The sequence below is a fragment of the Arthrobacter sp. KBS0702 genome (genome assembly GCF_005937985.2).
In the GTDB taxonomy this organism is placed as follows: domain Bacteria; phylum Actinomycetota; class Actinomycetes; order Actinomycetales; family Micrococcaceae; genus Arthrobacter.
Genome location: NZ_CP042172.1, coordinates 1,647,436 through 1,673,340, shown reverse-complemented (window position 1 = coordinate 1,673,340; position 25,905 = coordinate 1,647,436). Strand labels below are relative to the sequence as shown.

The following is a 25,905-nucleotide window of genomic DNA, read 5'->3' as shown; positions in this document are numbered from 1 at the left end:
GGGCTCGTGGCCCGGCCGGCATTGCCGCCCCTGCCCCGGGGCGCCGGGCGTAAGCTCGTGCCATGGCGAGATATTTCGATGTGCACCCCGACAACCCACAGCCGCGCTCCATCACGCAGGTGGTGGACCTGGTGAAGTCCGGCGGCCTGATCGCCTACCCGACCGACTCGTGCTACGCCCTCGGCGCCCAGCTCGGAAACAGGGAAGCGCTGGACCGCATCCGGTCCATCCGCCACCTTGACGATAGGCACCACTTCACGCTGGTCTGCAAGGACTTCGCCCAACTCGGCCAGTTCGTGCAGATCGACAACGACGTGTTCCGCAGCATCAAGGCCGTCACCCCGGGCAGCTATACCTTCATCCTGCCCGCGACCAAGGAGGTGCCCAAGCGGCTGCTGCACCCGAAGAAGAAGACGGTCGGCGTCCGGATCCCGGACCACAAGGTGGTCCAGGCGCTGCTGGCCGAACTTGGCGAGCCGCTGCTCTCCAGCACCCTGCTGCTGCCGGACGAGGAGGAGCCGCTGACCCAAGGCTGGGAGATCAAGGAGCGGCTGGACCACGTGGTGGACGCCGTGATCGATTCCGGCGACTGCGGGGCAGAGCCGACGACGGTCATCGACTTCTCCAGCGGCGTCGCCGAGGTTGTCCGCCACGGCATGGGCGACCCGTCCAGGTTCGAGTAGGGCCGATGGCCGGGTGAAGAGTAGGTTGCAGGCGCCGGGAAGGGCCACGCCGCTCCCCCTGCTGCTAGGTGTGCTGTGCTGGCTCGTCCCCGGCGCGTGGACCGGGCCTGGGATCTTGGTCCCCTCGCTGTTCGTGCCGGCAGAGGTTAGGGACTCCGGCTGGCTCGGGTCCAGCACCCTGGCCGTACTGGCCGCCTACACGGCCATCGCCATGGGCCTCCCGATCCTGATGCTGTACCGCCTCCGAATGGCCCGGACTGCTCTAACCGCGGTGGCCGGCGTCGTCTCGGCCGCCGTCGCCTCCGCCGCCACCCCGGAACCGCTGTGGGCGTACCTGGCCGTCATGGCCGGGACCGTACTGATGTGGCTTCCGCCGTCCAACCGGTATCTGCACACGCGGGTCCCCCACGGAAACGGCGCCGTGCTGTAGGTGCCTGCGTGGCACCAGGGCCGATGGCCTGGAACCGCAGCGTCGTCGACTAGGCTCTTGGGATGCCTCACCTCATCGCTCCGGACGTCCGCTACCACTCCACCTGGTTGGAAGCATCCGCGGAGTTCGACGGCGCCCACCGGGACGGCGGGGGCGCGGAAGACTGGTCCTTGGAAGAGCTCCGGAACGCGGAGTCGTTCGGTCGCTTTGTGGAGGCCCTCCTCCTGGACGCGCTGCCCGAGAGCCCACGGAAGCCGGGCTATGTGCCCTGCACGTATTTGTGGATCATGGACGGTGGCACGTTCCTCGGCTCACTTGCCATCAGGCACGTACTGAACGATTTCCTTCTCAACGAGGGTGGCCACATCGGCTACAGCGTGAGGCCTTCCGCGAGGCGCCGCGGCCACGCGGCGGCGGCGCTGGCAGATGCCCTGCCGATTGCCCGGGACCTCGGAATCGCGCCGGTCCTGCTCACCTGCGATGAGGACAATGCCGGCTCGCGGGCGACTATCGAAAAGAACGGCGGCGTCTACGAGGACAGCCGCAACGGCAAGCGCCGCTACTGGATCGACACACCCTCAACGGGCGCGCCCCGGACGACGTCGACCAGCGCGTGAGCCGCCGGCCGGCGGCCGCGTCGGGTTGTCCCATGTCCGTCGCAAGTTTTCCCGGGTGTGCCGGCCAGTAGCGAACTCGGCCATGAAGGTCCTGCGCCAGCGCCACGGGCTAGCCGCATCGGGGCGTCTTTCGTCCCCATGCCAGATCCAAGGGCGCCACCGGGCGGAGCGGGTCCAGGGGCGAGCTAGTCTGCTTCGAGGACGAAGAAGATGAAGGACAGGAACGCCGACTTCTCGCCGCTGAGGATGCGCGGCGGAAGGAGTTCGCGCGGAGTGTCGGGAGCCGGTTCGGGTTCGCTCACGGTGGCGACGCGGTACCCCGCCGACGTGAAAGCGTTGAACATAGCGTTGAGCGGCCGGTGCCAGAAGGTCAGGACCGCCGGCTCGCCGTCGAACTCGTAATCCTCCGAGTACTCCCGGATGACGAAGTAGTCCTCGGCTGGTTGGGTGACCACGCTGACGGTCGGGTGGTTGACCGACAGGATCAGTCGACCGCCCGGCTTGAGCACGCGACGCAGTTCGGCGAGCGGTGCCGACCAGTCCTCCAGATAGTGCAGGACCAGGGAGGAGACGACGTCGTCGAAGGAGTCATCGGCGAACGGGAGCGGCTTGCTGAGGTCGGCCAGGTGCAGGTCCGCGGTTGCGCCCAACCGCTGTCTTGCCAATTCCAGCATCGCGGGGCTGGCGTCGAAGCCGGTCATGATCGCGCCCTTCGCGCTCAACGCCGCGGACAGGGGGCCGGAGCCGCACCCTGCGTCCAGGACCCGGTGGCCGTCGACGTCGCCGGCGAGCGCGATCATCGCGGGCCGCTCGTAGTAGGCGTTCAGCAGGCTGGCCTCGTTCTCTGCGGCGTAGCTCTCGGCGAAGCTGTCATAGTGGTCGGCTTTCACGGCTTTTCCCTTCGGGCGAAGTCTCACGGGCGGGACAATTAGGGTTGACCCTAGCAAGCCGGACACGTCTTTCAACACCACCTCAGGGCACGCCCAGCGGCTTTAATGCCTCATCCAGGAGGGTGCGATCCCGTTCAGTGCATCGCAGATGGCCTGCAGGGACGCCGCCGGTGAAGGCCCCCACGCGGAGCGCTATTCCGGGATGTACCGCACTACCCCGGGCGGCGGGCCCGGACGTGCCGGCGTGGGCGAGTCGGTCGATCTGCTCCTTATCGACAAGCCTGAGCTGGCGTGGTTGACTCACCGAAAGCTTTGGACGGCAGGGGCCCGGTTCGGCACCCAACTGCGGCAGGAGAAAGAACGGCAGGAGAAAGAGATGGTCCGTAGAACCGCGTTCGCGCTGACGGCAGCGCTTGTCAGCCTGCTGGTCCTATCCGTGTGCGCGCAGGGGTGGCTTCTGCCCGCAGCGGTGGCGCGCGGGGTTGCCGCCTTCCCGGAGGTCGAGCCCCTCGCGGTCCCCGCCATCATGTGGGGAGTGTGCGCGATTGCCTGCTGGCAGGCCATGGCCGTCATTGGACTGCGGCTTGTTATCAGGGCCAGCGAACACAGGCTCAATACATTGTCCGGCCCATTGCTGCGCGCAATGCTTGGTTGCCTCCTCGCCTTCATCTCGCTCGTTGTGGCAGCTTTCATCGCACTGAACGCGTGGGGGTACACGACCCCGGGGGTGATGCTTGGTCTCATCGCTGGAGGATTCGGCGCTCTCATCGCGGCAGGCGCTCTCCTACTTTTCCTGGGGACCAGGCCGGCAACTCGGTATTTTTCGCACAGCTGACAGGCAAGGTCGGTTCATTGTCAGTCCGCGGGGCTACACTTGGATTCGAAGATATGTTCGAATAAGGGTGTGTTGTGGGCGTAATCATCGGGCCGCGCGTGATAGATGCGGGCTCTTCCCTACTGTCGGTGCTGATCTCGCCGGTGCCGGTCGCCGCAGGCTATCCGTCGCCGGCCCAGGACTACTTTGACGGCAGGATCGACCTCAATGAACACCTCATCAAGGACATCACCAGCACCTACGTGGTGAGGGTGTCCGGGGACTCGATGGAGGGCGCCGGCATCAGCGACGGCGACGAACTTATCGTCAACCGGGCGCTGGAACCCCGCGACGGGAGCGTCGTCGTCGCCGTCCTCGACGGCGAACTCACCGTCAAGCGCCTCCGCCTGACGGCTCGCGGGGTGGTCCTGCAGGCGGACAACCCGCGCTACCCCGACATCCGGGTGCCCGCCCTCGCCGACCTCGTCATCTGGGGCGTCGCCACCCGGTGCCTCCACCATGTCTGAGCCGCTGCATGCCTGAAACCCAGGCAGGCCGCGGCAGCATCGCCCTCGTGGACGTCAACTGCTTCTACGCCAGCGCCGAACGGGCCTTCGACCCCTCGCTGGAGGGCCGTCCTGTGGTGGTGCTGTCGAACAACGACGGTTGCGCGGTCACCCGCTCGCCCGAAGCCAAGGCCCTTGGCATCCCCCTCGGAGAACCCTGGTTCAAGATCGCCCCGCGGGCCAAGGAGTGGGGGCTGGTGGCCAAGTCCAGTAACTACGAGCTCTACGGGGACATCAGCGCCCGTGTGATGGAGCTCCTGGGGCGGTATTCGGCCTGGTTAGAGGTGTACAGCATCGACGAGGCATTCCTTGGCGTACGGGGCGCTCCGGAGGAGCTGCTGCGGCTCGGCCACGCCATGAAGACGGCGGTACGCCGGAACGTCGGCGTTCCAGTCTGCGTGGGCATCGCCGGCACCAAGACCCTTGCGAAGCTGGCCAACAAGTGGGCCAAGCACAACCCGGACTTTGACGGCGTCTGCCATTGGGACTCCGTTCCCGCGGACAGGCGGGATCACCTGATGGCCCGCCTGTCCGTGATCGAGCTCTGGGGTGTCGCCACCCGGCTCACCAAGCGCCTCAACGGAATGGGCATCCGAAGCGTACTGGACCTGGCCCGGGCGGACCCGATCAGAATCAGGGACCGCTTCTCGGTGGTGCTGATGCGCACCGTCCTGGAGCTCCAGGGCACACCGTGCATCCCGCTTGAAGAGGAGCGCGTCGGCCGAGACCAGCTGATCGTCAGCCGGTCTTTCGCCACCCCGATCAGCACGGCGGCCGGAATGCGCCAGGTCCTCGGCGTTTATGCGCAGCAAGCCAGCGCCAGGCTCGCCAGGCACGAGCTGCAGGCGTCTGTCCTTACCGCCTTCGCTGCTACGTCCTACTACAACCCCCGGGACAGCTCGCATCCCTCGGTCTGTGTTCGGCTGCCAATGCCCACCGCGGATCCGGTGCTGCTGGCCCGGGCGTCCTATGCCCTGCTCCCCCGGATCGACGGCGGCATGAAGTACGCGCGGGCCGGCATCATGGTCACGGACCTGCGCCCGACGGCCCGCCAGGCGCCGCTGGCTGTCTTTGAGAACCCCCACGAGGAACGCGGCATCGGTCCGCTGCTGGAAGAGGTCAGCCGCAAATACGGCCGGGGTTCCATTGGCCTGGGTCACGCCGGAATCCGCGGCGGCCCGGACTGGACGATGAAGCGCGACATGCTGTCGCCGCGCTACACGACGCACTGGGACGAGCTTCCCGTGGTGAGGGCGGGCTGACGGCTGCCCGCCGCCGTGCGCGCCGCGCGGTCTGTGGCGCGGGGTTCGTCGCCCGTCAGACGGCCGCGCGGACCCGCTGGAGAAATGAATCCAGAATCCGCCCGGCGTTCTCATGCAGCCGGTCGTCGGACGCCAGGCGTTGCGGTCCGGCACCCTGCAGCCTCTCGCCGAGGAAGAGCAGGGCCGCGAGCACTTCGGAGAGTTCAGTGTTTGCCTCTGCACGCTGCCGGAGGAGCCTCAGATGCACCGCCTGGAGGGCAGGACCCGGCGAGCAAGCCAAGTCGCGGTCAAAGAGGCGGCGGCAACGGTCATAGGCTGACAGGCCCTCGACCGGCAGTCCGGCAAGTTCGTACGCCGTCACCAGAACCGTCCACGCCCGCTCATTGAGCGGCTCCGCCCGGATAGCGACCTGCGCCCAGCGGATGGCCTCGTCGTACCGTTCCAGGAAGGATGCAGTCTCGGCAGCGAAGATCATCGCAGCGACACGTTCGGCGGCGTGGCGCGCGCGGGCCTCTTCGGCCCAGTCGGCAACGAGTTCGAATCCGAGGAGCGGCTCGGCGGAGAGTTCCAGCGCCTCGAGCAGGAGCGGATACGCATCGGCCGGCGCCGCAAGGTTTGCGGCGCGGAGCAGGCTGCGGAAGCGGGAAAGGTCCAAGTCCACGAGCTGCGGATCCAGCACATATCCGCTGTTGGCGGTGCGGAGCGGCCCTGTCTTGGTCTGTCCCGGCTGAATCGCGCGGCGGATGCCGCTGACGTAGCTCTCCAGGGTGGCCACGGCCCCGTCGCTGGCACTTGGACCCCAGAGGATTTCGATCAGGCGGGTTTTGGAGACCGGGGTGCCCAGATTCAGCAGGAGAATCTCAAGAATGTGCCGGGGTTTGCACCCGCCCAGATCCGCGGCGGTGAGCGCCATGCCGTCGCGGCGGATTTCCAATGATCCAAAGAGTCGAACGGATATCGATGGTGTTGCTCCCGGCAAATTGTTCACGATGTTCTCCGATTTCCCCAGGTAAAACGATTTAAATCGCGTCATTCAAAGGCCGAAGTAGAGACGGAACAGTGCGGGCTGAAACCCCTGTTCTAGCCGACCCCATAAAGCCACCGTGACACGATGAACATTGGGCAACAAGCAGGGAAACTACCCGATTTTCGGGGGAATGAAAGACGGGTACCGGGGCCAGTACCGTTGAGTAAGCGCGGGAGCAGATATGTAAGTAATCGCGCTCCGGGCCAAGTAGGCCGACCAGGGAAACAGGGCCGCTTCAAGTATTCGCGGAACCTCACCTGCAACTTTCGCAGACTCGCCAATCACGTAGCCGGAGCGCAGCCGCGGGCCCGGAAAGGGAAGGGGGACGGCGGCCCTATTTGCCTGCCGAGGTGCTGCTGCCTGATTTCCGCCGACGCAGGGCCCTGGCGACAAACCAAGCCACCAGGGCGGCGATGGCGACGTAGACGGCGTAATTAAGATACCGCGAGTATTGCTCGATCAGCTCATACTGGGCTCCGAGCACGGCGCCCAGGCCGATCAGGAGCCCGTTCCACAGCCCGCTCCCGGCTACCGTGAAGAGGCTGAAGCTGAGCATGTTCATTTTCTGGGCACCGGCAGGAAGGCTGATCAGGCTGCGCACCCCGGGGATCAGCCGGCCGAAAAAGATCGCGGGCTTGCCGTGGCGGTCAAACCAGTGCGCGGCCTTCTCGAAATCCTCGCGGTCTACCAGTGGCAGCCGGGACAGCCAGCGGATGGACCGCTCCAGCCCCAGGCGGGCGCCGAGCCAATAGAGCAGCAACGCCCCTACGTAGGCGCCGAGGGTACTGGTGAGGAAAACGAGGAGCAGGTTCATGGAACCCTGGCGGGTGAGGAATCCGGCCAGCGGCAGGATGACCTCGCTGGGGATCGGCGGGAAGACTGTTTCTGCCAGGGTAAACAGCCCGACGCCCCATTCCCCCAGGGCATCGATGGCGCGGGCCGCAAACCCGACGATTCCGGTCAGATCCTGCGACTGGGCAGTTATCGGCACCAAGACGGGCACGGACATCATTCGGACTCCTCGGGCGCGGCAGGACTCGGGTCATCCACTACCCTGCCACACCCTCTCCCGCCACACCCGGCCACCCGGCCCCCAGACGCCCCGACGCCGACGCCCGGCGCCCCGGAAGATCTTCGGTCACGGTCGGGCGCCACAGGGAGGTGTCATTTGCCCGCACCGGGAGGAAAATTGGATCAGGCAGCTTCACTGCCAGAGCCACGAAACTCCAAAGCCACGAAACGCCAGAGCCACCAACCGGGTCGCGCCGGGACAAGGGGTTTGCGCCATGAACACAGGAAATGCACGCGTCACGCTGCTGCTGGCGGCGGTCCTGCTGGGAGCGGCAGGTTGCGCCCCGGGAGGCGGATCAACTGCCTCCCCTGCCGCAAGCGCCACCTCAGCAAGCGCGGCGACGGCCATCACCATCCGCGACTTCGGCTACGGGGCGCCGCTGGTGGTCCCCGCCGGAGCCGCACTGACCGTGACGAACATGGACAGCGCTGAGCACACCGTCAGCGCCGATGACGGCTCGGCGTTCGACGTCGAGGTCAAAGGCAGCGGCGGCACGGCCACGTTCACCGCACCGTCCAAACCCGGAACGTACGCCTATCACTGCCGCTACCACCCCAATATGCACGGAACGCTGACGGTCAGGTGAGCGTGCCAATCAGCCGCGGCGCACTGGACCGGGGACGGGCCCGGGACCTCGGCCTGCGGGCGCTTACGGCGGCGGCCCTGCTCGTGGACGCCGGGGTGCACATCCATCTCGCCCCCGGTTACCAGGCCGGATCCCCGCAAGGCATCGGCCAGGGGACCCTGTTCCTGCTCGAATCCGCCGCGGCCGCGTTGGCCGCCCTCGCCGTGCTGCTTCGCGGCAGCCGGGCCGCCTACGCCTTCGCCCTGCTCGTGGCGCTCAGCGCCTTCGCCGCCGTCGTGTTCTACCGCTACGTGGACCTGCCCGCCTTCGGCCCGTTCCCGGCCATGTACGAGCCCGTCTGGTACTTCGAGAAGGCAGCAAGCGCCGTCGCCGAGGGCGCCGGGGCAGTCCTCGCCGGCATCGGCCTGGCACGGACGCGGCGGACTCCCCGCCGCCGGCCGGTGCGCTGACGGCCGCCGGCGTCCGTCACGCGCCTGTCCCGTGTCCGACTCCGTCACGAACGGCTCGTTGTTAGCATGGGGGCGAGGTGCCGATGCCAAAGAGAACACCCCGCCGTGCGACGGCCGACGTGGCGGCCGCCGCGGCCGCTTACTTCGTCGCGGGTGGATGGCTCGCCTCCCTCCACGCCCCCGCCCCGATCTCCGGGGTCCTGGCCGTCGGCGCCGGCGCCACGGTCTTGCTCCTCACGGCCGGGTCCATCCTGCAACGCAAGCCCCGGGTGTGCAGCCCGGCTGACCGCGTCACCCTGGTCCGGGCCGTACTGACGGCCTGCTGTGCGGTGCTGACCGTCACAGGCCTCCTGGGCTGGCAACTCCCGGCCACCCTCCTGGTCCTCCTCGGTGCCATGGCGATGGCGCTGGACGCCGTCGATGGCCCGGTGGCACGGCGCACCCGCTCCGCCTCCGACGCCGGCGCGCGGCTGGACACCGAAACGGATGCGGCGCTGACGCTCGTGCTGTCCTGCGCCGCCGCGGCGGTCGTCGGGCCGTGGGTGCTCCTGATCGGCCTGCTGTACTACGCTTTTGCCGCCGCCGGCCGGTTTCGCCCGGCCTTGAGGAAGACGCTTCCGCCCTCCCGGGCCCGCAAGGCAATCGGCGCTTTCCAGCCGTGCACCTTGTTGCTGGCGCTGACGCCCGGCATTCCGGCGGTTCCGGCGGCAGGCGTCCTGTTCGCGGCCCTTGCCCTGCTGCTGTTCTCGTTCGGCCGCGACGTCGCCGTGCTGGAACGGAGGGGCCCTGCGGAGCCTGTGGCCGCCGGAACCGCAGGCACCCTCGGCAGTTGAACGGAAGGTGCCCCCACACGGACGCCGGACATGTGTCCGGCCGCGCACTGGTTGAGGAGAGTGCGCGGCCGGGATCTTTGGTGTCGGAGTACAACGGGGCCTGCCTCCACTGTCGCCCATTGCACCTGAGAGGACCCTGAGGACGATCCGGCCGGCTGAACAGTTGTCGCGGACCCCGAGTTGCACCATTCTTGGATCATGGAAGACGACGCGCCTGTGGATGGGACCGCGGACGCTGGGCGCGGCCGGACCCGCCCACCCCGGGGCACCGCGACCTGGGGCCTGCGGAAGCGTTCGACGGCCGTCGCCGTCGCCGTCGTCGCCCTCGCGCTCCTGCTGGGCAGCGTGGTGCTCCTGGGGCTGTTGGAGACCTCGCTGAGCGCCTCCACGGAATCCGCGGCACGACGCAAGGCCCACGACGTCATCGCCCAGGTCGAGGACCAGAACATCGCCGACGCCGGCGAGTACCTCTTCGCCACCGCGCACGCCGGGCAGGTCGTGCAGATCCTGGACCCCGCAGGAGCCGTCGCCGCAGCCTCCGACCAGGCCGTGGAAAGGGTCCCGCTGACGGCCCTGCGTCCCCCGCCGGGCCGGACCCTGACCGAAGAGGTGAGCAGCCTGCCCGGCGTCGACGGCGGGGACGATTTCCTCGTGGTGGCCACCGGCGCCCAGGTAGGAGCGACTGCCTACACGGTGATCGTCGCCTCGACCATCCAGCTCCAGGCGGACACGCTGGCCACGGTGGCGTGGTTCATCTTTGGTGCCACGCCGTTGCTGCTCGCGGTCGTGGGGGTCTCGGTCTGGCTGCTCGTGGGGCGTTCCCTGCGCCAGGTCGAGCGGATCCGCGGCCAGGTGGCGCGGATCAATGGCCAGCGCCTCGACGGCCGGGTGGATGTGCCGCCCACGCACGATGAAATCCAGGCACTGGCCGTGACCATGAACATGATGCTGGACCGGCTGCAGGCGGCGGACCGGGAGCAGCGGCGCTTCGTCTCAGACGCCAGCCACGAACTGCGCAGCCCGCTCGCCACCCTGAGTGCCGGCGTCGAGATCGCCTCGGCCGATCCGAGCGGCGCGACCTGGAACCAGATGAAGGCCGTCCTGGCCGGGGAAACCGCCCGGATGCGTTACCTCGTGGAGGATCTGCTGACGCTTGCCAAAGCCAATGACGGGGGCCTGCGCATCGAGAACGCCGACGTGGACCTGGACGACGTCGTGGACCAGGAGGTCCGCCGGCTGCAGTCCACCAGTACCCACAAGGTGACGGCGCGGCTCAGCCCGGCGCGGATCACCGGGGACGCCCGGCGGGTCGGCCAGGTGCTCCGCAACGTGTTGGACAACGCCGACCGGCACGCCACCTCCCGGATCACGGTCACCCTCCGCACCGAGGCGGACGGGGCAGTACTGACCGTGGACAACGACGGCGATCCGATCCCCGCCGCTGACCGGGACCGGGTTTTCCAGCGGTTCGTCCGGCTTGATCAGAGCCGGTCCCGCGAGGGCGGCGGCAGCGGACTCGGCCTAGCCATCGCCGCAGGAATCATGGCAGCCCACCATGGCGCCATCCGGGCCACGGAAAGCCCTACGGGCGGGTGCCGCTTCGAAATGACCTTCCCCGCCCAGCAGGACACCGCCTCGCCCGCCGTTATGCCCCACGCTGCCGAGAAGCCCCGGCCGCTGCGCTCCGGTCGGCGCTGAGCAGATAACCCATGCCGCGGACCGTCGCCAGGCTTTGGACGCCGAACGGGACATCGATCTTGCGCCGCAAATAGCCGATGTAGACCTCCACCACGTTGTCGCCGCCGTCAAAGGCCGGATCCCATACGTTGTCGAGGATCTCGGCCTTGGAGACCACCTGGTCGTGGCGGCGCATCAGGTACTGCAAGAGGCCGTATTCGCGTGCTGTGAGGCTGATGGCTGAGTCCCCGCGGCGCACGGCCCGGGTGACCGGGTCCAAGGTGAGGGTTCCCAACGTCAACACCACCGGCCGCTCGGGAGCACCCCGCCGCACCAGCGCCCGGACCCGCGCCACCAGCACCATAAAGCTGAACGGCTTCGTGAGGTAGTCGTCGGCACCCAGATCGAAAGCGTCGGTCTCGTCATATTCGCCGTCCTTCGCGGTGAGCATCAGCACCGGCGTCCACACACTGCGTTCCCGCAGTTCGCGCAGCACGTCGTAGCCGTTCTTGAGCGGCAGCATCAGGTCCAACAGGATCACGTCGTAGCTGTTCTCGACGGCCGCGGAAAGTCCGCTCACGCCGTCGTGCGTGACGTCGACCACGAATCCCTCGTTGCTCAGGCCGCGCCGGACCGTCTCCGCCAGCGCCACTTCGTCCTCCACCATCAGGACTCTCACGGCTGCCCCGGATCCTTGCTGCGGGCCCGGCTGGGCTGCACCCGCGGCGGTTCGCCCGGCATCTTTGGAAAGTCAGGCGGGAAGGGAAGTTCGCCAAGGCCCGCGGCCAGGTCGCGCTCCCACCACCCGAGCAGCGGCCCGATGGAGCCCGGGCTGGCGTGCATGCCGGCCCACGGGTCCCCGGTGGCCTGCAGCCGCCCCGGCACGGTGGCGACGGTGAACTGCACCGGGTCCGCGTCGTCCAGCTCGTCCCACTCCAGCGGGCAGGAGACGGTGGCGGCGGGCAGCGCCCGCGGGCTGTAGGCCCCCGCGATGGTGCGGTCGCGGTTGGCCTGGTTGAAGTCGACGAAGACCCGGGTGCCGCGTTCCTCCTTCCACCACGCGGTGGTGACCTGTTCCGGCATCCGGCGTTCGAGTTCGCGCGCGGCGGCGATGACAGCGTGCCGCACTTCGAGGAACTCATGCGTCGGCTCAATCGGTGCGAAGACGTGCAGCCCGCGGTTGCCGGAGGTCTTGATGAAGGCCGTGAGCCCCGCCTCGGCCAGCACTTTGCGCAGTTCCCGGGCGGCGGGCACGGCGTCCTGGAACCCGGTGCCTGGCTGCGGATCAAGGTCGATCCGCAGCTGGTCCGGGTTGTCCGGGTTCCCGGCCCTCGATGCCCAGGGGTGGAAGACCACGGTGTTCATCTGCACGGCCCAGACGGCGGCGGCAATTTCATCGATCACCAGCTGGGGGTGGGAGCGGCCGCTCGGATAGACCACGTCCACAGCACGGACGAAGTCCGGGGCGCCCTTGGGCGGGTTCTTCGAGAAGAACTGTTCGCCGTCGACGTTGCCGGAGAACCGCTGGAGGGTGATCGGCCGGTCGCCGTTCGCGGCCAGGAAGGCATCCCCCACGGCGATCATGTAATGCGCCAGGTCCAGCTTGCTCAGGCCAGCCTCGGGCCAGAGCAGCCTGCTGGGACTTGAGATCCTGAGTTCCCTGCTGCCATCCGGCCCCTCCACGGAGACCGTTGTTTCTTCCCGCGCCATGAGGACAAGCTACCCCGGGGCGCTGCCCAGTGAAAGGGAGGCACCCGCGGCGTCAGGAGCGGCGGAGGGTCTTGTAGATTTCAAACCACGCGACGCCGGCGGCCCCCGCCAGGATGGCCAGCAGCCAGTCGCCCGCCGCGAGCGGGCCCAAATTGAAGGCACCGCGCAGCCCGGGGACGCTGAGCAGCACCACCAACAGCAGGGCCGCGCCGCCGACCACCCACTTCAGCGTGCGGTTGCGGCGCTCGCGGAACGTGCGCCAGACCGGCAGCCGCCAGGACCGGTTCACCAGGATCAGCGACAGGTTACCGGTGACGAGGGTGGCGAACGAGATTGAGCGGATCACATCGTCGGGCCGCCCGGCGGCGAGGCTCCAGAGGTAGACGCCGACGACGGCCGCGAGCACGGAGAGCCCCTGGCAGGCGGCGATGGTCAGCACCCGGCGGCCGAAGATCCCCTGGCCGGCCTCGCGCGGCGGCTGGTCCATGATCGCCGGGTCGATCTCCTCGGCTTCGAAGACCACGGAGCAGGCCGGGTCGATGATGAGTTCGAGGAACGCGATCTGGACCGGCAGCAGCACCAGCGGCCACTCGCTGACGAAGACGGGCAGCAGGGACATGCCGACGATCGGGACGTGCACGGCGATGGTGTACGCGAGGGCCTTGCGCAGGTTGTCGAAAATGCCGCGGCCCTGGCGGATTCCGCCAGCGATCGAGCTGAAGTCGTCGTCGGTGATGACTAGGTCGGCGGACTCGCGGGCCACGTCGGTGCCGCGTGCGCCCATCGCAATGCCGATGTCCGCAGCGCGGAGGGCAGGCGCGTCGTTGACGCCGTCGCCGGTCATGCCGACTACTTCGGCGTTGGCTTTCAGGGCGCGGATGAGCCGCAGTTTCTGCTCCGGTACCATCCGGGCGAAGACACTGACGGTCCGGATGCGCCGGGCGAGTTCGTCGTCCGTGATGGCCTCCAGCTCGGGACCGGTGATGACGCCGGCCCCATGGTCCAGGCCGATCTCGCGGGCGATCGCCAGGGCGGTACCGGGGTAGTCTCCGGTAATCATCACGGTGCGGACTCCGGCGCGGGCGCAGGCCGCGACGGCGTCGGCCGCGCCGGGCCGCAGCGGATCGTGGAGACCGACGAGGCCCAGGTACTCGAAGGCGAAATCGGCCTGCTGTGCCGGCAGGCGCCCGGCGCGGTCAAACGTTGCGCGCGCCACGGCCAGGACGCGCTGGCCGCTGGCGGTGGCCGCCTCCACCTCTGCCATCAGGACTGCGCGCTGGTCGGGGTCAAGGCGGCACAGTGTGGCGATCGCTTCCGGGGCGCCCTTGGCGGCCACGACGTAGTGGCTTCCGTCGGGGGCGCGCCAGACGTGTGACAGGGCGAGCAGGCCCTCGGAGAGCGGGTATTCCCGGATTAGTTCCCAGTCGGCGTGCAGATGTCCGGAGCCGTTGAGGTACCGGGCACCCACGGCCTTGAACGCCTTGTCCATCGGGTCGAAGGGGTCCACCGGGGAGGCGAGCACACCGAATTCTGCGATCGTGTGGAAGGCCTCCGGCAGCGGTCCGTCGTCAAGGGTGTGGCTCGAAGCACCGACCACCAGTTGGCGCACGGTCATGCTGTTCAGCGTCAGGGTGCCGGTCTTGTCGACGCAGATGACGGTCGCCGAACCGAGGGCTTCAATAACCGGTGACCGCCGGGTCAGGACGTGTTTTTGCGACATCCGCCAGGCCCCGAGGGCCAGGAACACGGTGAGCACCACCGGGAACTCCTCGGGGAGCATCGCCATCGCGGTCGCGATCCCGGCCAACAGGCCCTCCAGCCAGTTTCCGCGGGTCAGCCCGTACACCGTCACGACGACGACGGCGGCCGCGAGTCCGAACACGGCCAGGTACCGGACCAGCCGGTCGATTTCGCGCTGGAGCGGCGTGGGTTCATCCTCGATCGACCGCAGCGCGGAGCCGATCCGGCCCAGTTCCGTTCCCGCACCGACCGCTTTGACGCAGGCCAGGCCGTGGCCCTTCACCACCAGCGTGCCCGAGAAGACCCAGGGCGTCGCGTCTCCGCCGGGTCGGCCCATCGCCTCCTCGGCAGTGCCGGCCGGGCCCGGCGCTTTGCGCACGGGGACGGACTCCCCCGTCAGGGCGGACTCGTCCACCGAGAAGTTGCGGGCCTCCAGCAGCACCGCGTCGGCCGGTACCCGGTCCCCCTCGGACAGCAACGCGATGTCCCCGCGCACAACGTCACGTCCGGCGATGCGCACCTGTTCCCCGTCACGGAGCACGAGGGCCCGCGGCGAGGAGAGGTCCCGCAGCGCCGCGAGGGCGTTCTCCGTCTTGCGCTCCTGGTAGATGGAAATACCGATCACCACGACCACGAAGGACATCAGCAGTACGCCGTCGAGCGGTTCGGCGAGCAGGAAGTTCACCGTACCGGCGCCCAGCAGGAGCAGCAGCATGGGCTGTCGGATCACGGCCCAGGCCTGCTGCAGGAGGTTCCGCGGTTTGGCGGTCGGCAGCTCGTTCGGCCCCTCCGCGGCCAGCCGCCGGGCCGCCTCCGCCGAGGAAAGCCCCTCCGCGACGGCAGCGCCGGGTTCCGGTGCCATCAGAGCCAGGCGGTTCGGCGCAGCGGGGGTGCGGCTCCCCCGGCGCGTTGCACCAGGACCTGGTTGACTCCCGTGGTTCCGGCTTCGAATCCCAGGGCGCTGGCGGCCATGTAAAGCCGCCAGACCCGGGCCCGGCCCAGGCTGCTGGCCTGCACGGCCTCGTCCCAGTGGGTTTCCAGGTTCTGCACCCAGGCCCGCAGCGTCAACGCGTAGTGCGGGCGCAGGGCCTCGACGTCAAGCACTTCCAGGCCGCCGCCCTCCAGGGCGCCGACCATCTCTGCCAAGCTGAGCATCTCCCCGTCCGGGAAGACGTAGCGCGGAATGAAGGAATTCGGATCCGGGTCGGTGGGGCCGGCATTCCAGGAAATGGCGTGGTTCAACAGCCGGCCGCCGGGACGGAGCAGCCCGTGCAGGCGGGAGACGTAGTGGCCGATCTGTTCGCGGCCCACGTGCTCGGACATGCCTATGGAGCTGATCGCATCAAACGGGCCGTCGTCCACGTCACGGTAGTCCTGGATCCGGATCTCCACTCGGTCCGTCAGGCCCGCCTCCGCGACCCGCTTGCGCGCAAGTTCCGCTTGCTCGGCAGAGAGCGTGACTCCGACGACGTCGGCGCCGTAGCGTTGCGCGGCGTGCAGGGCGAAGCTGCCCCAGCCGCAGCCGACGTCCAGGACCCGCATCCCGGGCCGGAGGCCGAGCTTGCGGCACACCAGGTCGAGTTTGGCCTCCTGGGCCGCCTCCAGGCCGGTTTCCGGGCTCTCCCAGACGGCGCAGGAGTACACCAGCGACGGCCCGAGAACGAGCGAATAGAAGCGGTTGCCGACGTCGTAGTGGTGCGAGATGGCGGCGGCATCGCGTTTCCGGGAGTGGCGGCGGCCCTTGCGTGCCACGCGGGTTTCTTCCGGCGGCGGCGCCGGGTTGGGCCCCAGGGCGCCGAGCCGGACCGCCGCCGTGGCGAGGGTCCAGAGTTCCCGCGCCGTGGTCCGGCGGAACGGCCCTGGTTCGGCGAATTTGCCCGCCGAACTAAGGGCCGCGAAGCTGGCGAAGATGTCGCCCGGGGCCTCGATGTCACCGGCCACGTAGGCCCGGCTCAGGCCCAGTTGCCCGGGCGAGTAGAGGATCCGCCGCAGCGCCCGGCGCGAGTGGAACACCAGCAGCGGCGCCCCGGCGGGCCCGGCTTCCGAACCGTCCCAGGCGCGCAGCCGGAGCGGGATGTCCTTGGTGCCGAGCACAATGGCCAACGCCCCGGCCAGCCGCGTCGCGGCCCCAGCAGTGGTCGACATGCTTCTTTTCCTCTCTGCGCGTGGCTTGCCCCAGCCCCAATCTATTGGCAACCGGGGCGCCCGAACAGGGGCCGGACGTCCCTTAAGCGCAGGCGCGGGCGACTGTTCGGGTGCCGGTACTGGTGCTCGCCGTGGCCGCTGGTTAGGGTGGCTGACATGGCTGAGGCTTTTTCGTCCCTCGTGGACGCGTTCAGGACTGTCGGGGTGTCCCGCGCGTACGGCGACGCCGTGCAACTCGGCGGCGAGGAACTCATCCCCGTGGCGCTGGTCTCCTTCGGTTTCGGCGGGGGCAGCGCGCCCGCCTCCGACGACGCACCGGCGGGGGCCGGCGGCGGGGGCGGCGGCTTTGTCCTGCCCCTCGGGGTCTACGCCCGCAGCCAGGGAGGCTGCATCGTGTTCCGGCCCAACCCCATCGCCCTGCTGGTGGGCCTGGCCCCGGTGGTCTGCGCCGCGGGTTTGACGCTGCGCGGAATCCTGCATGCCCGCCGCTGAGCTTCCGCTCAGCATCGACGTCGGCGGCTCCATGGTCTCGGGCGTCTATGCCCGGCCCGCCAGCCCCGTCGCGACGCTGGTCGTGGCCCACGGCGCGGGCGCCGGGATGGAGCACCCGTTCCTGCGCGGCTTCACTGCCGCCCTGAACGGCGACGGCGTCGCCACGCTGCGCTTCAACTTCCCGTACCGCGAGGCGGGACGGAAGTTTCCGGACCGGCCGCCGGCGGCGATCGCGGCTTGGCGCGCCGTCATGGAGGCTGCCGCCGCCCGCTCCGACGGCGAGCCACTGTGGGCTGGCGGCAAGTCCTTCGGCGGCCGGATGGCGTCGATGGCGGTGGCGGAGGGCATGCCCGCGGCGGGGCTGGTGTACCTGGGCTATCCGCTGCATCCCCCGGGGAAGCCCGAGAAACTGCGCGACGAGCACCTCTACGGGCTGAGCCTGCCGATGCTGTTCCTCCAGGGCAGCCGCGACACCTTCGCTACCCCGGCGCTGCTGGAGTCCGTGGTGGCGCGCATCGGCCCCGCCGCGACGCTGCAGTGGTGTGAAGGGGGCGACCATTCCTTCGCCGTGGCCGGGACGAAGCGGGCGCCGGAGGAGGTCGGTGCGAGCCTGGCACCCGCTGTGGCGGAGTTCATTCGGCGGCACAGCGAGGACCGGTCAGATGAGGGCACGCCGTGACCTGGCCGGAAACCCGCAACGGGCGGCCGGGACCGCTGCGGGACAGCGATGTCCCGGCCTGGTGGCAGCGGCTGGGACTGCCGGGTCTGATCGATATCCACACACATTTCCTCCCCGAGCGGATGCTGCGGCGGGTCTGGGCGCATTTCGACGAGGCCGGACCGCTGGTGGGCCGGCCCTGGCCGATCACCTACCGCACGGACCAGGACAGCAGGCTGGCCCAGCTTCGGGCGCTGGGGGTCCGCCGCTTCACCGCCCTCGCCTACGCGCACCGGCCCGGGATGGCCGCAGACCTCACGGATTTTGCCCTGGATCTCGCCGCGGCGGAGCCGGACTGCGTGCCCAGCGCCACCTTCTACCCGGAGGACGGCGTGCTGGGGCAGGTCGCATCAGCCCTCGACCGGGGCGCGAAGGTCTTCAAGATCCACGCCCAGGTGGGCGGCTTCGACCTGCGCGAACCGGTCCTGGACCCGGTCTGGGGACTGCTTGCGGAGGCGGCCATCCCCGTGGTGGTGCATGTGGGCAGCGGCCCGGTCCCGCGGGCCGGGTTCACCGGCCCGGACAAGCTCGAGGGCGTGCTGCGCCGGCATCCCGGGCTGACCGCCGTGGTCGCGCATCTGGGCACCCCGGAGTATGGCGAGTTCCTGGCCCTGGCCGAAAAGTACCCGCACGTCCATCTCGACACCACGATGGCGTTTACCGACTTCTTCGAAGAGGCGGCCCCGTTCCCTGTGCGGCTGCTGCCAAAGCTCGCGGAGTATGCGGACCGGATCGTGCTCGGCAGCGACTTTCCCAACATCCCGTACCCGTACGCGCATCAGCTGGAGTCCCTCGAACGGCTCCGCGACAAGGAGCCACGGCTCGACGACGACTGGCTGCGTGCGGTCTGCTGGGTCAACGGGGAACGCCTGATCGGCAACTGATCCCCGCTGCTCCGCTTCCGGCGGGTGGTTCCCATAACGGCTCCGAGGCTGAAAGATGGTGCCCATGAGCAAACCATACGAATCCTCCCGGCGCGTTGAATCCGACAATCCCGATGCCGTAGTAACAGCGGTCCGCGAGGCCACCAGCGAACTCCGCGACGAGCTGCAGCGCGACGGGATCGACGTCAGCTTCCAGGACCTGGCCCTGCTCGGCCACTCGGAATCCTGGGACGGCGAAGGCCAGCGCTGGGTCCACGTGGCCTGGGACGGGGCCGAGGCCGGGTAGCGGCCGGCCTGCTCGGCCAGTCCACGGGCCAGGGCCTGTACCTGCTGCTGGACGACGTCGACGATTTCTACCGCAGGGCCGTAGCCGCTGGCGCCACCAGCGTCATCGAGCCCGAAAGCACGGCGTGGGGCGCCCGGCGGGCGCGGGTGCTGGACCCCAGTGGCGGGAGTGGAGCGCCGGGACCTACGAACCAGGCCTCCCGCAGGACTGACGCGCCGCCCCCTTGATCGGTGACATCCGGCTTTTGACCTTCGCCGTCGCGGGCGCGGTCCACGGGTCCTCCGGCCAGGGGTGCTTCGGGTAGCGTCCGCGCATCTCCGCCCGTACCTGCGCGTAGGGGCCGGCCCAGAAGGACGCCAGGTCGTCGGTCACAGCGAGCGGCCGCCTGGCCGGCGAGAGCAGGTGAAAGAGCACCGGCACCCGACCCTCCACCAGGCGCGGCGTCTGGTCCCAGCCGAAACACTCCTGCAGCTTGACCGCCACCACCGGCCGGCCGTCGTCGTCCCCGGCGTCGGGGTAGTCGATGCGGATCCGCGAGCCGCTCGGCACCGCCAGCGTCTCCGGCGCCAGCTCCCCCAGCCGGGCCGCTTCGGGCCAGGGCAACAGCCGCCGCAGCGGCTCGGCCAGGCTGATGCCGCTGGTGGGCGCCCCGGCGGCCAGGGCCTCGAGCTCGGGTGCCAGCCATTCGTCCAGCCGTGCCAGCAGGGCCGGCTCGGACATGTCGGGCCACGGCTCGCCGAGTTCACGGTGCAGCAGGGCAAGGCGGCGGCGCAGGGCGTCCGCGGCCGGGGACCAACCGATCGCCTTCAGCCCCGCCCGCTCCAAGGCGCGCGACACCGCGGTGCGGCCTTCCGCCGCGGTCGGCCGTACGGGAGTCGAGGAGAGCACGATCGCGCCCAGGCGGCGCTCCCGGCGGGCCGTGACCTTGCCTTGGCCGAACGCCGCCTCCACCGTGTCGCTGAGCAGCTGGCTGGCCGCGGCTTCCCCGGCTTCCGCCGTCAGCGGCGCGGCCGACCGGATGACGGCGCCGGTGCCGGCCGCGTCGTGCCCTTCGGCGCGTGAGACCTCGGCCACGGCCAGCCACTCGTGCCCGGAGAGGCGGCTCCCGGCGGGAAGTCCGGCCCGCGTGCCGGACGAGAGCAGGTACCGCTCCGCCGAGCCCGGGACGCGGCGGGCCACCCGGTCCGGGAAGGCAAGGGCGACGACGAACCCGGTAGCCTCCGCACTGCCCGGGGCCACTCCCGGCGCCGGTGCGGCCGCGCTGCCGCACTCCTCAGCGCGCGCGATTGCCTCCATCCGCCGTACGTCGTCGGCCCAGCGCCGGGAGCCGGGGTCCCGGCCGGAACGCAGCGCGTGCAGGAGTCCGGGCAAATCCGCGCCGGGGGCGCGCTGGCCGCCGGCGACGACGGCGACGGCTTCCGCGGCGGCGCGGATCCCGACGGCGGACGAGCCGTCCAGCAACGCACGAGCGAGCCGCGGGTCAGCGGGGACCCGGGCCAGCGTTTTGCCCAGGTCCGTGGCGAGGCCGGCGGGTCCGACGGCGCCGAGTTCCCGCAGCACGTCGACGGCCTCGTCCATCGCCGCCTTGGGCGGGGCGTCCGGGAGCGCCAGCCCGCGGCCCCCGGGGGAACCCCAGCAGGCCAGGACCAGGGCTGCGGCCGTGAGGTCGGCGACGGCGATCTCCGGGGTCTGGTGCGCCGGGGCCGCGCCGTAGCTTTTCTGGTCGTAGCAGCGCACCACCCGGCCGGGGCCCTGGCGGGCGGCCCGTCCGGCGCGCTGGTCAGCGGAGGCCCGCGAGCACGAGACCGTGACCAGGCCTGTCATACCGCGCCCGGAGTCCCGGCGCGGCTCGCGGGACAGGCCGGAATCGACCACCAGACGGACGCCCGGAACGGTCAGCGAGGATTCGGCGAGCGCGGTGGAGACGATGATCCGCGGGGGGTCGCCGGGCCGGCGGCCGGACACGGCACGGTCCTGCGCGTCGGCGCCGGCCTGGCCGTGCAATTCCAGCACCTCCGCCCCCACCCGGCCGCGCAACCGGGCAGCGACGTGGGAGACCTCCCGGGCCCCCGGAACGAAGACCAGTGCGTCGACGTCCTCTCCGCCGGCGAGCGCCGCGGCATGCGCGTGCGCGGCCGTGTCCGCTACGTGGTCCAGGAAAATCCGTGTCACGCCGCGGGCGTCGAGGCGGGGACCCGGGGCGGGCACCCACTGGATTTCCAGCGGGTAAAGTGCCGACGCGCAGCCCACGACGGGCGCCGCTGCTGCTGCATGGTGCAGGGCGTCCCCGGGCGGGGTGTCGCGGTGCGGGGTGTCCCCCAGCAGGGCGGCAAAACGGGGCGCGTCCAGGGTTGCCGACATCGCGACGAGGGTGAGGTCCCCCCGCAGCTGGCGGACCTCCGCGAGCATACCGAGCAGCAGGTCGGTCTCCAGGCCGCGTTCGTGGACCTCGTCGAGCACCACCGCGCCGGTTCCGTCCAGGCCCGGATCGGCCAGCAACCGGCGCAGCAGGATGCCGGGCGTCACGAACTCGATCCAGGTTCCGGGGCCTGCTTGACGGTCTCCACGGACCGTGTAGCCGACCCGGCCGCCGAGCTTGCTGCCGTCCAGCTCGGCGAGGCGCCGGGCCGCGGAGCGCGCTGCGACGCGGCGGGGCTGGGTCACCACGATGCGCGGCGGGGCGCTGCCGCCGCCGCGCTGCAGGGCGAGGTTGGCCAGCAGTGGGGGTACCAGCGTGGTTTTGCCGGTTCCCGGCGGTGCTTCTACCACCGCAGCGCCGGAAGATTCCCCCGCATGCAGCACGTCCCCAAGGGTGCCCAGCGAGCCGGCAAACACGAGGCCGGCTCCAATCGTCTCGAGGTCGAAAGGCCTGCGCGCTGATTCGTGGGCGGTGGGGGTTGAAGTCACCCCTCCATTGTCCCCGCGAACGGCTCGCGGTCTGGTGCGCTCCGTGACCCCGGGCCCCCGGACGGCTTTCCCGAGCGTCTTTTCTGAGCGGCTTCACTCGGTGCGGAGGTCCCGGGACCGGGTTCCAAGTAGCGAAGGAGTGGTCGCCGCAGTAATTCGAGTAACAGATACGCTTGTCCGCGAAAATCCGCGCTTCTAGGGTCGGGGCATCGAGTAATTCTCAGTCGAAGGCAGGTCTCTCAATGTGCGCGACCAGACAACTCCTCACGGAATAACGCCCGGCGCAGGGTCTATTGCCCGTCAGCCAGCCACCGTTCCCTTTACTTAGACCAGCAACGAAACCGACGACGTCGGCCACGCCCTGCCGCGAACTGTCGCGGCCTCGGGCCGGGGCCCGGGAACGGCCGCCGGTGGCGGCTGAGAGTTCGGGAGCAAACGCCTCCCTGGAACCATTTTGAGCATTTATCGTCGCCGACGTTTCGAGGACAGCATGAGAAGTCTCTACCGATTGGGCGCCGCAGTGGCGCTCACCCTTCCGCTGTTTGGCGTTGCAGCCTTCACCGGAGGGGCGGCGGTCGCCGCACCGCCCACCTGCCAACCGTCCACCCCGCTCCCCACCAACAGTTTTCCCGGCACCGTCGCCGTGGCCTCCAACTTTGAATCCGGCGACCTGACCGGGTTCACTCCCTTTGTCGCCGGCGACGCTACGGTGGGTGTGTCGTCCGCTTCGGCCCACGCCGGTGCCTGCGCGGTCTACATCCACGCCACCTCGACCAGCGGTTCCATCGCCAACATCCAGGCCCCCATCAAAGCCGGCGCAACCGAAGCCTACGCGGATGGCTGGTTCAACATCGCCTCTGAAGGCGTGCCGGGCAACAACGTTCCGTTCTTCCGCTTCTTCGAAGGCAATCTGCGGTTTATGGACGTCTTCCGCGGAAACGTCACCGGTGAACTGTCGCTGCGGATCACTTCGCCGGCCGGAACCTTTGGCTACGCCACCTTGGTCAACAAAGTCGATCTCGGCACCTGGCACCATCTGGCCATGCATGTTGTCCCCAATGGCACCGCGACCGGCGTCGAAATCTGGTTTGACGGCAGGTCCGTCTACGCAAAGACCACCCTCGTGACGAGTGCCACGACGGTGTCGGCGGTGCAGCTTGGCGCCGAGCACGACCAGCAAAAGGGCGAGATCTACGCGGACGACGTCATCGTCAAGAGCACAGCGGGAACGCCGGGACCGATTCCCGGCCCCGGTGGCGACCCGGGCCCCGCGCCCGGTCCCGGCGTGCCGCCCGCGGCGGTGACGGCGATCCAGGCGGCGGCGGCCGCGAATCCGGCCCTCGGGCCGGCGACGGGACCGGTCACCTGCGGCCTCGTCAACAGCGGCTGCTACCAGGTCTTCCGTTACGGCGTCATCTACTGGACCGCCGGCACGGGGGCGCACGCAACCTCCGGAGCAATCCGGGCCGCCTGGGCCGCGCTCGGCTTCGAAGCAGGCCGGCTTGGCTATCCCCTGACGGATCTGCTCAGCTACCCCAACGGCGGCTTCGCCCAGGCCTTCCAGCACGGCTCGATCTACTGGACCGCGGCAACCGGGGCACACTCCACCTCCGGCGCCATCCGGACCGCGTGGGGGGCGCTGGGCTATGAACAGGGCCGACTCGGCTACCCCGTCACGGACGAACTGAGCGGCTACCCCAACGGCGGCTTCGCCCAGGGCTTCCAGCACGGCTCGATCTACTGGACCGCCGCGACCGGGGCGCACTCCACCTCCGGGGCGATCCGGGACCTCTGGGGGGCGCTGGGCTTCGAGCGTGGACGCCTCGGCTATCCGGTCACGGACGAACTGAGCGGCTATGTCAATGGCGGCTTCGCCCAGGCGTTCCAGAACGGGTCGATCTATTGGACCGCGGGGACAGGCGCCCACTCGACCTCCGGTGCGATCCGCACCGCCTGGGGGGCCCAGGGCTTCGAACGCGGCGTGCTCGGCTACCCGGTGACGAACGAACTGGGCGGCTATCCCAACGGCGGCTTCGCCCAAGCCTTCCAGCGCGGATCCATCTACTGGACCGCTGCCACCGGCGCCCACTCCACCTCCGGTGCCATCCGCACCGCCTGGGCCGCCCTGGGCTTCGAAAGCGGCCGGCTCGGCTACCCCACCACGGACATCTATTCCACCGGCAACGGCGGCTTCGCCCAGAATTTCCAGGGCGGTTCGATTACCTGGACCGCAACCGGCGGGGCGGTCGTGCGGTAGCCGCGGCGTGGTGACGCGCTGCGAGGCGATGTGACGGAGTCCGGGGCGGAATAGTCCGCCCCGGACTCCGTTGCCGTGTCGTGGCGCGCCCGAAAGTACGGGAGACTGGAACCCTCCCGATGACGAAGGCGGAACCATTGATCAAGCTCCAGCAGGATGCCGAAGGCTTCATCCGCATGAAGCGGCACTTCCCCGCCAGCACGCCCATCACCATCACCTTTGCCGACGGATCCAGCGAGGAATTCACCGGCCTGCAGCTGAACGCGGCGTACGACGACGCCCTCGCCGAGTACCGGGCGCAGAACCACCTGGACGCAAAGGGTTTCTCGCGGGCGCCCAGGAAAAAGGCCGGCTCCGGCAACATGATCGAGTTCGTCCGCGTCCACCCGGGCATGGGCAGCTAGCCGGCGGAGCAGGGAGTCCCTGCCGGTACCTGTACCAGCAGGGACTCCCGCGCCGCCGCCCGGGCGCGGTTAGCTGGATCCATGGGCATTCACAGCACCGCACCGGCCACGGTCCGGAAAAAATCCGGTCCGCTGCGGAACAATCCGGCCCGGCATGGTGTTTGCCCATACTGTGCCCTCGTGCGACGTGCCTACCGGCTCACCAGCCGGTTCAGGACCGTGGTCCTGAACGAGCACACGCCCCTGGACCCCAACCCACTCTCCCCCACGACCGCAACCGCTCAATCGACTCTTACTGGAGAAGAATGCTTACCGTAAACGCATACGCCGCCCCGTCCGCCACCGAAGATCTCGTCCCCACCACCATCCAGCGCCGCGACGTCGGACCGCACGACGTCCTGATCGAGATCAAGTTCGCCGGCATCTGCCATTCGGACATCCACACGGTCCGCGGCGACTGGGGACCGCAGTCCTACCCGCTCGCCCCTGGCCACGAGATTGCCGGCATCGTCACCGAAGTCGGCTCGGCCGTAACCAAGCACGCCGTCGGTGACCGCGTCGGCGTCGGCTGCATGGTGAACTCCTGCGGCGAGTGCGCCAACTGCCAGGCCGGCGAGGAACAGTACTGCCTCAAGGGCAACACCGGCACCTACGGCGCTGTGGACCGCGACGGGACCATCACCCAGGGCGGCTACTCCACCCACGTCGTGGTGACCGAAGACTTCGTCGTCAGGATCCCCGAGGGCATCGAGCTCGACGTCGCCGCACCCCTGCTCTGCGCCGGCATCACCACCTACTCGCCGCTGCGCCACTGGAACGCGGGCCCCGGCAAGAAAGTGGCCGTCGTCGGACTCGGCGGCCTGGGCCACATGGCCGTCAAGATTGCCCACGCGATGGGCGCCGAGGTCACCGTCCTCTCGCAGTCGCTCAAGAAGCAGGAAGACGGCCTGCGCCTGGGCGCGGACCACTACTTCGCCACGAGCGACGAGAACACCTTCACCGAGCTCGCCGGCAGCTTCGACCTGATCATCAACACGGTCAGCGCCTCAATCGACATCAGCTCCTACCTGCAGCTGCTGCGCCTCGACGGCACCATGGTCAACGTCGGCGCCCCCGCCGAACCGCTGCCCGTGAACGCCTTCGCGCTGATCGGCGGACGGCGCTCCTTCGCCGGCTCCATGATCGGCGGCATCCGCCAGACCCAGGAGATGCTGGACTTCTGCGCCGAACACCACCTCGGGGCCGAGATCGAGGTCATCCCGGCCGAGAAGATCAACGAAGCCTACGAGCGTGTGCTGGCCTCCGACGTGCGCTACCGGTTCGTGATCGACACGGCAACCCTGGTCTAGTCTCCGCGGCGGCTTCGCGACGCGGTTCCAGGTTGCCGCCGCGCAAACGGTCCGGCGCTACGGGAATCCCCGTAGCGCCGGACCGTTTCCGTATCGCGGGACCATGT

General features: G+C 69.4%; 26 protein-coding genes. 18 read left to right on the top strand and 8 right to left on the bottom strand.

Going from position 1 to position 25,905, the window contains the following annotated elements; genetic code table 11:
* Window positions 1-62: 62 nt before the first annotated feature.
* The 3 genes from FFF93_RS07695 (at window position 63) to FFF93_RS07685 (ending at window position 1,730) form a co-directional block, all read left to right on the top strand.
* The gene (locus tag FFF93_RS07695) at window positions 63-683 is read left to right on the top strand and encodes an L-threonylcarbamoyladenylate synthase (protein ID WP_138769438.1); all 621 of its coding nucleotides are present in this window, start codon (window positions 63-65) and stop codon (window positions 681-683) included.
* A 115-nt stretch (window positions 684-798) separates the two neighbouring features.
* The gene (locus FFF93_RS07690; protein WP_138769439.1) at window positions 799-1,113 is read left to right on the top strand and encodes a hypothetical protein; all 315 of its coding nucleotides are present in this window, start codon (window positions 799-801) and stop codon (window positions 1,111-1,113) included.
* A gap of 62 nt (window positions 1,114-1,175) precedes the next feature.
* Window positions 1,176-1,730 (top strand): GNAT family N-acetyltransferase, encoded by a 555-nt coding sequence (locus tag FFF93_RS07685; protein WP_138769440.1) that lies wholly within the window; start codon window positions 1,176-1,178, stop codon window positions 1,728-1,730.
* Window positions 1,731-1,915: 185 nt separating this feature from the next.
* Here FFF93_RS07685 and FFF93_RS07675 read toward each other — a convergent pair whose 3' ends face one another.
* Window positions 1,916-2,620, bottom strand: a complete 705-nt coding sequence (locus FFF93_RS07675; RefSeq protein WP_138769441.1) for a class I SAM-dependent methyltransferase — start codon at window positions 2,618-2,620, stop codon at window positions 1,916-1,918.
* A 244-nt stretch (window positions 2,621-2,864) separates the two neighbouring features.
* On the opposite strand from FFF93_RS07675, the gene FFF93_RS07670 reads away from it, so the two are divergent.
* The 3 genes from FFF93_RS07670 (at window position 2,865) to FFF93_RS07660 (ending at window position 5,262) form a co-directional block, all read left to right on the top strand.
* Complete coding sequence (locus FFF93_RS07670) at window positions 2,865-3,455, top strand: DUF2975 domain-containing protein (RefSeq protein WP_261375369.1); 591 nt, start codon at window positions 2,865-2,867, stop codon at window positions 3,453-3,455.
* A gap of 74 nt (window positions 3,456-3,529) precedes the next feature.
* Window positions 3,530-3,961 carry a LexA family transcriptional regulator gene (locus tag FFF93_RS07665; RefSeq protein WP_138769442.1) on the top strand — a complete coding sequence of 144 codons (432 nt, stop codon included), beginning with the start codon at window positions 3,530-3,532 and terminating at the stop codon, window positions 3,959-3,961.
* 8 nt (window positions 3,962-3,969) lie between these two features.
* Window positions 3,970-5,262, top strand: a complete 1,293-nt coding sequence (locus tag FFF93_RS07660; protein WP_138769443.1) for a Y-family DNA polymerase — start codon at window positions 3,970-3,972, stop codon at window positions 5,260-5,262.
* A 55-nt stretch (window positions 5,263-5,317) separates the two neighbouring features.
* Here FFF93_RS07660 and FFF93_RS07655 read toward each other — a convergent pair whose 3' ends face one another.
* Both FFF93_RS07655 and FFF93_RS07650 read right to left on the bottom strand, forming a co-directional pair.
* Window positions 5,318-6,196 carry a BTAD domain-containing putative transcriptional regulator gene (locus FFF93_RS07655; protein WP_261375366.1) on the bottom strand — a complete coding sequence of 293 codons (879 nt, stop codon included), beginning with the start codon at window positions 6,194-6,196 and terminating at the stop codon, window positions 5,318-5,320.
* Window positions 6,197-6,623: 427 nt separating this feature from the next.
* Window positions 6,624-7,301: a DedA family protein gene (locus FFF93_RS07650; RefSeq protein ID WP_138769444.1), complete on the bottom strand. Its 678-nt coding sequence runs from the start codon at window positions 7,299-7,301 to the stop codon at window positions 6,624-6,626.
* Window positions 7,302-7,575: 274 nt separating this feature from the next.
* Here FFF93_RS07650 and FFF93_RS07645 point away from each other — a divergent pair, with 274 nt between their 5' ends.
* The 4 genes from FFF93_RS07645 to FFF93_RS07630 all read left to right on the top strand — a co-directional run bounded on the left by FFF93_RS07645 (window position 7,576) and on the right by FFF93_RS07630 (window position 10,927).
* A complete protein-coding gene (locus tag FFF93_RS07645; protein ID WP_138769445.1) occupies window positions 7,576-7,947 on the top strand; it encodes a cupredoxin domain-containing protein in 372 nt (123 codons plus the stop codon).
* A complete protein-coding gene (locus FFF93_RS07640; RefSeq protein ID WP_261375365.1) occupies window positions 7,944-8,396 on the top strand; it encodes a hypothetical protein in 453 nt (150 codons plus the stop codon). Before FFF93_RS07645 ends, FFF93_RS07640 begins: the two co-directional genes overlap by 4 nt.
* A gap of 83 nt (window positions 8,397-8,479) precedes the next feature.
* The gene (locus tag FFF93_RS07635; RefSeq protein ID WP_138769446.1) at window positions 8,480-9,229 is read left to right on the top strand and encodes a CDP-alcohol phosphatidyltransferase family protein; all 750 of its coding nucleotides are present in this window, start codon (window positions 8,480-8,482) and stop codon (window positions 9,227-9,229) included.
* A gap of 198 nt (window positions 9,230-9,427) precedes the next feature.
* Window positions 9,428-10,927, top strand: coding sequence for a cell wall metabolism sensor histidine kinase WalK (locus FFF93_RS07630; RefSeq protein WP_138769447.1), 1,500 nt, complete (start codon window positions 9,428-9,430; stop codon window positions 10,925-10,927).
* On the opposite strand, the gene FFF93_RS07625 is transcribed toward FFF93_RS07630, so the two are convergent.
* Genes FFF93_RS07625 through FFF93_RS07610 form a run of 4 tightly spaced genes read right to left on the bottom strand, consistent with a single transcriptional unit; the run spans window position 10,875 to window position 16,501 of the window.
* Window positions 10,875-11,585, bottom strand: a complete 711-nt coding sequence (locus FFF93_RS07625) for a response regulator transcription factor (protein WP_138769448.1) — start codon at window positions 11,583-11,585, stop codon at window positions 10,875-10,877. The genes FFF93_RS07630 and FFF93_RS07625 overlap by 53 nt on opposite strands.
* Window positions 11,582-12,616, bottom strand: a complete 1,035-nt coding sequence (gene ligD, locus FFF93_RS07620; RefSeq protein WP_138769449.1) for a non-homologous end-joining DNA ligase — start codon at window positions 12,614-12,616, stop codon at window positions 11,582-11,584. The genes FFF93_RS07625 and ligD overlap by 4 nt, the downstream gene beginning before the upstream one ends.
* Before the next feature lie 52 nt (window positions 12,617-12,668).
* Complete coding sequence (locus FFF93_RS07615) at window positions 12,669-15,218, bottom strand: cation-translocating P-type ATPase (RefSeq protein WP_138769450.1); 2,550 nt, start codon at window positions 15,216-15,218, stop codon at window positions 12,669-12,671.
* A complete protein-coding gene (locus tag FFF93_RS07610; protein WP_138769451.1) occupies window positions 15,218-16,501 on the bottom strand; it encodes a cyclopropane-fatty-acyl-phospholipid synthase family protein in 1,284 nt (427 codons plus the stop codon). The genes FFF93_RS07615 and FFF93_RS07610 overlap by 1 nt, the downstream gene beginning before the upstream one ends.
* A gap of 156 nt (window positions 16,502-16,657) precedes the next feature.
* Between FFF93_RS07610 and FFF93_RS07605 the strand changes: the two genes are divergently transcribed.
* The 5 genes from FFF93_RS07605 to FFF93_RS17230 all read left to right on the top strand — a co-directional run bounded on the left by FFF93_RS07605 (window position 16,658) and on the right by FFF93_RS17230 (window position 19,108).
* Entirely contained in the window at window positions 16,658-16,993 is a 336-nt protein-coding gene (locus FFF93_RS07605; RefSeq protein WP_138769452.1) for a hypothetical protein, read from the top strand.
* Window positions 16,980-17,672, top strand: coding sequence for an alpha/beta family hydrolase (locus FFF93_RS07600; protein WP_138769453.1), 693 nt, complete (start codon window positions 16,980-16,982; stop codon window positions 17,670-17,672). Before FFF93_RS07605 ends, FFF93_RS07600 begins: the two co-directional genes overlap by 14 nt.
* The gene (locus FFF93_RS07595) at window positions 17,669-18,595 is read left to right on the top strand and encodes an amidohydrolase family protein (protein WP_261375364.1); all 927 of its coding nucleotides are present in this window, start codon (window positions 17,669-17,671) and stop codon (window positions 18,593-18,595) included. Before FFF93_RS07600 ends, FFF93_RS07595 begins: the two co-directional genes overlap by 4 nt.
* 64 nt (window positions 18,596-18,659) lie before the next feature.
* A complete protein-coding gene (locus tag FFF93_RS07590) occupies window positions 18,660-18,881 on the top strand; it encodes a hypothetical protein (protein WP_138769454.1) in 222 nt (73 codons plus the stop codon).
* Entirely contained in the window at window positions 18,818-19,108 is a 291-nt protein-coding gene (locus FFF93_RS17230; protein ID WP_395858436.1) for a VOC family protein, read from the top strand. Before FFF93_RS07590 ends, FFF93_RS17230 begins: the two co-directional genes overlap by 64 nt.
* On the opposite strand, the gene hrpB is transcribed toward FFF93_RS17230, so the two are convergent.
* On the bottom strand, window positions 19,065-21,788 hold the full coding sequence (gene hrpB / locus FFF93_RS07580; protein WP_138769455.1) for an ATP-dependent helicase HrpB: 2,724 nt from the start codon (window positions 21,786-21,788) through the stop codon (window positions 19,065-19,067). The two genes, FFF93_RS17230 and hrpB, sit on opposite strands and share 44 nt — an antisense overlap.
* Before the next feature lie 490 nt (window positions 21,789-22,278).
* On the opposite strand from hrpB, the gene FFF93_RS07575 reads away from it, so the two are divergent.
* The 3 genes from FFF93_RS07575 (at window position 22,279) to FFF93_RS07565 (ending at window position 25,798) form a co-directional block, all read left to right on the top strand.
* Window positions 22,279-24,045: a hypothetical protein gene (locus FFF93_RS07575; RefSeq protein WP_138769456.1), complete on the top strand. Its 1,767-nt coding sequence runs from the start codon at window positions 22,279-22,281 to the stop codon at window positions 24,043-24,045.
* 137 nt (window positions 24,046-24,182) lie between these two features.
* Window positions 24,183-24,449 carry a hypothetical protein gene (locus FFF93_RS07570; RefSeq protein WP_138770488.1) on the top strand — a complete coding sequence of 89 codons (267 nt, stop codon included), beginning with the start codon at window positions 24,183-24,185 and terminating at the stop codon, window positions 24,447-24,449.
* Between the two features lie 305 nt (window positions 24,450-24,754).
* Window positions 24,755-25,798 carry an NAD(P)-dependent alcohol dehydrogenase gene (locus FFF93_RS07565; protein ID WP_138769457.1) on the top strand — a complete coding sequence of 348 codons (1,044 nt, stop codon included), beginning with the start codon at window positions 24,755-24,757 and terminating at the stop codon, window positions 25,796-25,798.
* The last annotated feature ends 107 nt before the right edge of the window (window positions 25,799-25,905 follow it).

Excerpts from the sequence above, each read along its gene's own strand:
- FFF93_RS07575 (WP_138769456.1), top strand. The coding sequence starts at position 22,279 with ATGAGAAGTCTCTACCGATTGGGCGCCGCAGTGGCGCTCACCCTTCCG.
- FFF93_RS07660 (WP_138769443.1), top strand. The coding sequence starts at position 3,970 with ATGCCTGAAACCCAGGCAGGCCGCGGCAGCATCGCCCTCGTGGACGTC.
- FFF93_RS07565 (WP_138769457.1), top strand. The coding sequence starts at position 24,755 with ATGCTTACCGTAAACGCATACGCCGCCCCGTCCGCCACCGAAGATCTC.
- FFF93_RS07615 (WP_138769450.1), bottom strand. The coding sequence starts at position 15,218 with ATGGCACCGGAACCCGGCGCTGCCGTCGCGGAGGGGCTTTCCTCGGCG.
- FFF93_RS07610 (WP_138769451.1), bottom strand. The coding sequence starts at position 16,501 with ATGTCGACCACTGCTGGGGCCGCGACGCGGCTGGCCGGGGCGTTGGCC.
- ligD (WP_138769449.1), bottom strand. The coding sequence starts at position 12,616 with ATGGCGCGGGAAGAAACAACGGTCTCCGTGGAGGGGCCGGATGGCAGC.
- FFF93_RS07635 (WP_138769446.1), top strand. The coding sequence starts at position 8,480 with ATGCCAAAGAGAACACCCCGCCGTGCGACGGCCGACGTGGCGGCCGCC.
- FFF93_RS07605 (WP_138769452.1), top strand. The coding sequence starts at position 16,658 with ATGGCTGAGGCTTTTTCGTCCCTCGTGGACGCGTTCAGGACTGTCGGG.
- FFF93_RS07695 (WP_138769438.1), top strand. The coding sequence starts at position 63 with ATGGCGAGATATTTCGATGTGCACCCCGACAACCCACAGCCGCGCTCC.
- FFF93_RS07600 (WP_138769453.1), top strand. The coding sequence starts at position 16,980 with ATGCCCGCCGCTGAGCTTCCGCTCAGCATCGACGTCGGCGGCTCCATG.
- FFF93_RS07630 (WP_138769447.1), top strand. The coding sequence starts at position 9,428 with ATGGAAGACGACGCGCCTGTGGATGGGACCGCGGACGCTGGGCGCGGC.
- FFF93_RS07645 (WP_138769445.1), top strand. The coding sequence starts at position 7,576 with ATGAACACAGGAAATGCACGCGTCACGCTGCTGCTGGCGGCGGTCCTG.
- FFF93_RS07650 (WP_138769444.1), bottom strand. The coding sequence starts at position 7,301 with ATGATGTCCGTGCCCGTCTTGGTGCCGATAACTGCCCAGTCGCAGGAT.
- FFF93_RS07685 (WP_138769440.1), top strand. The coding sequence starts at position 1,176 with ATGCCTCACCTCATCGCTCCGGACGTCCGCTACCACTCCACCTGGTTG.
- FFF93_RS07590 (WP_138769454.1), top strand. The coding sequence starts at position 18,660 with ATGAGCAAACCATACGAATCCTCCCGGCGCGTTGAATCCGACAATCCC.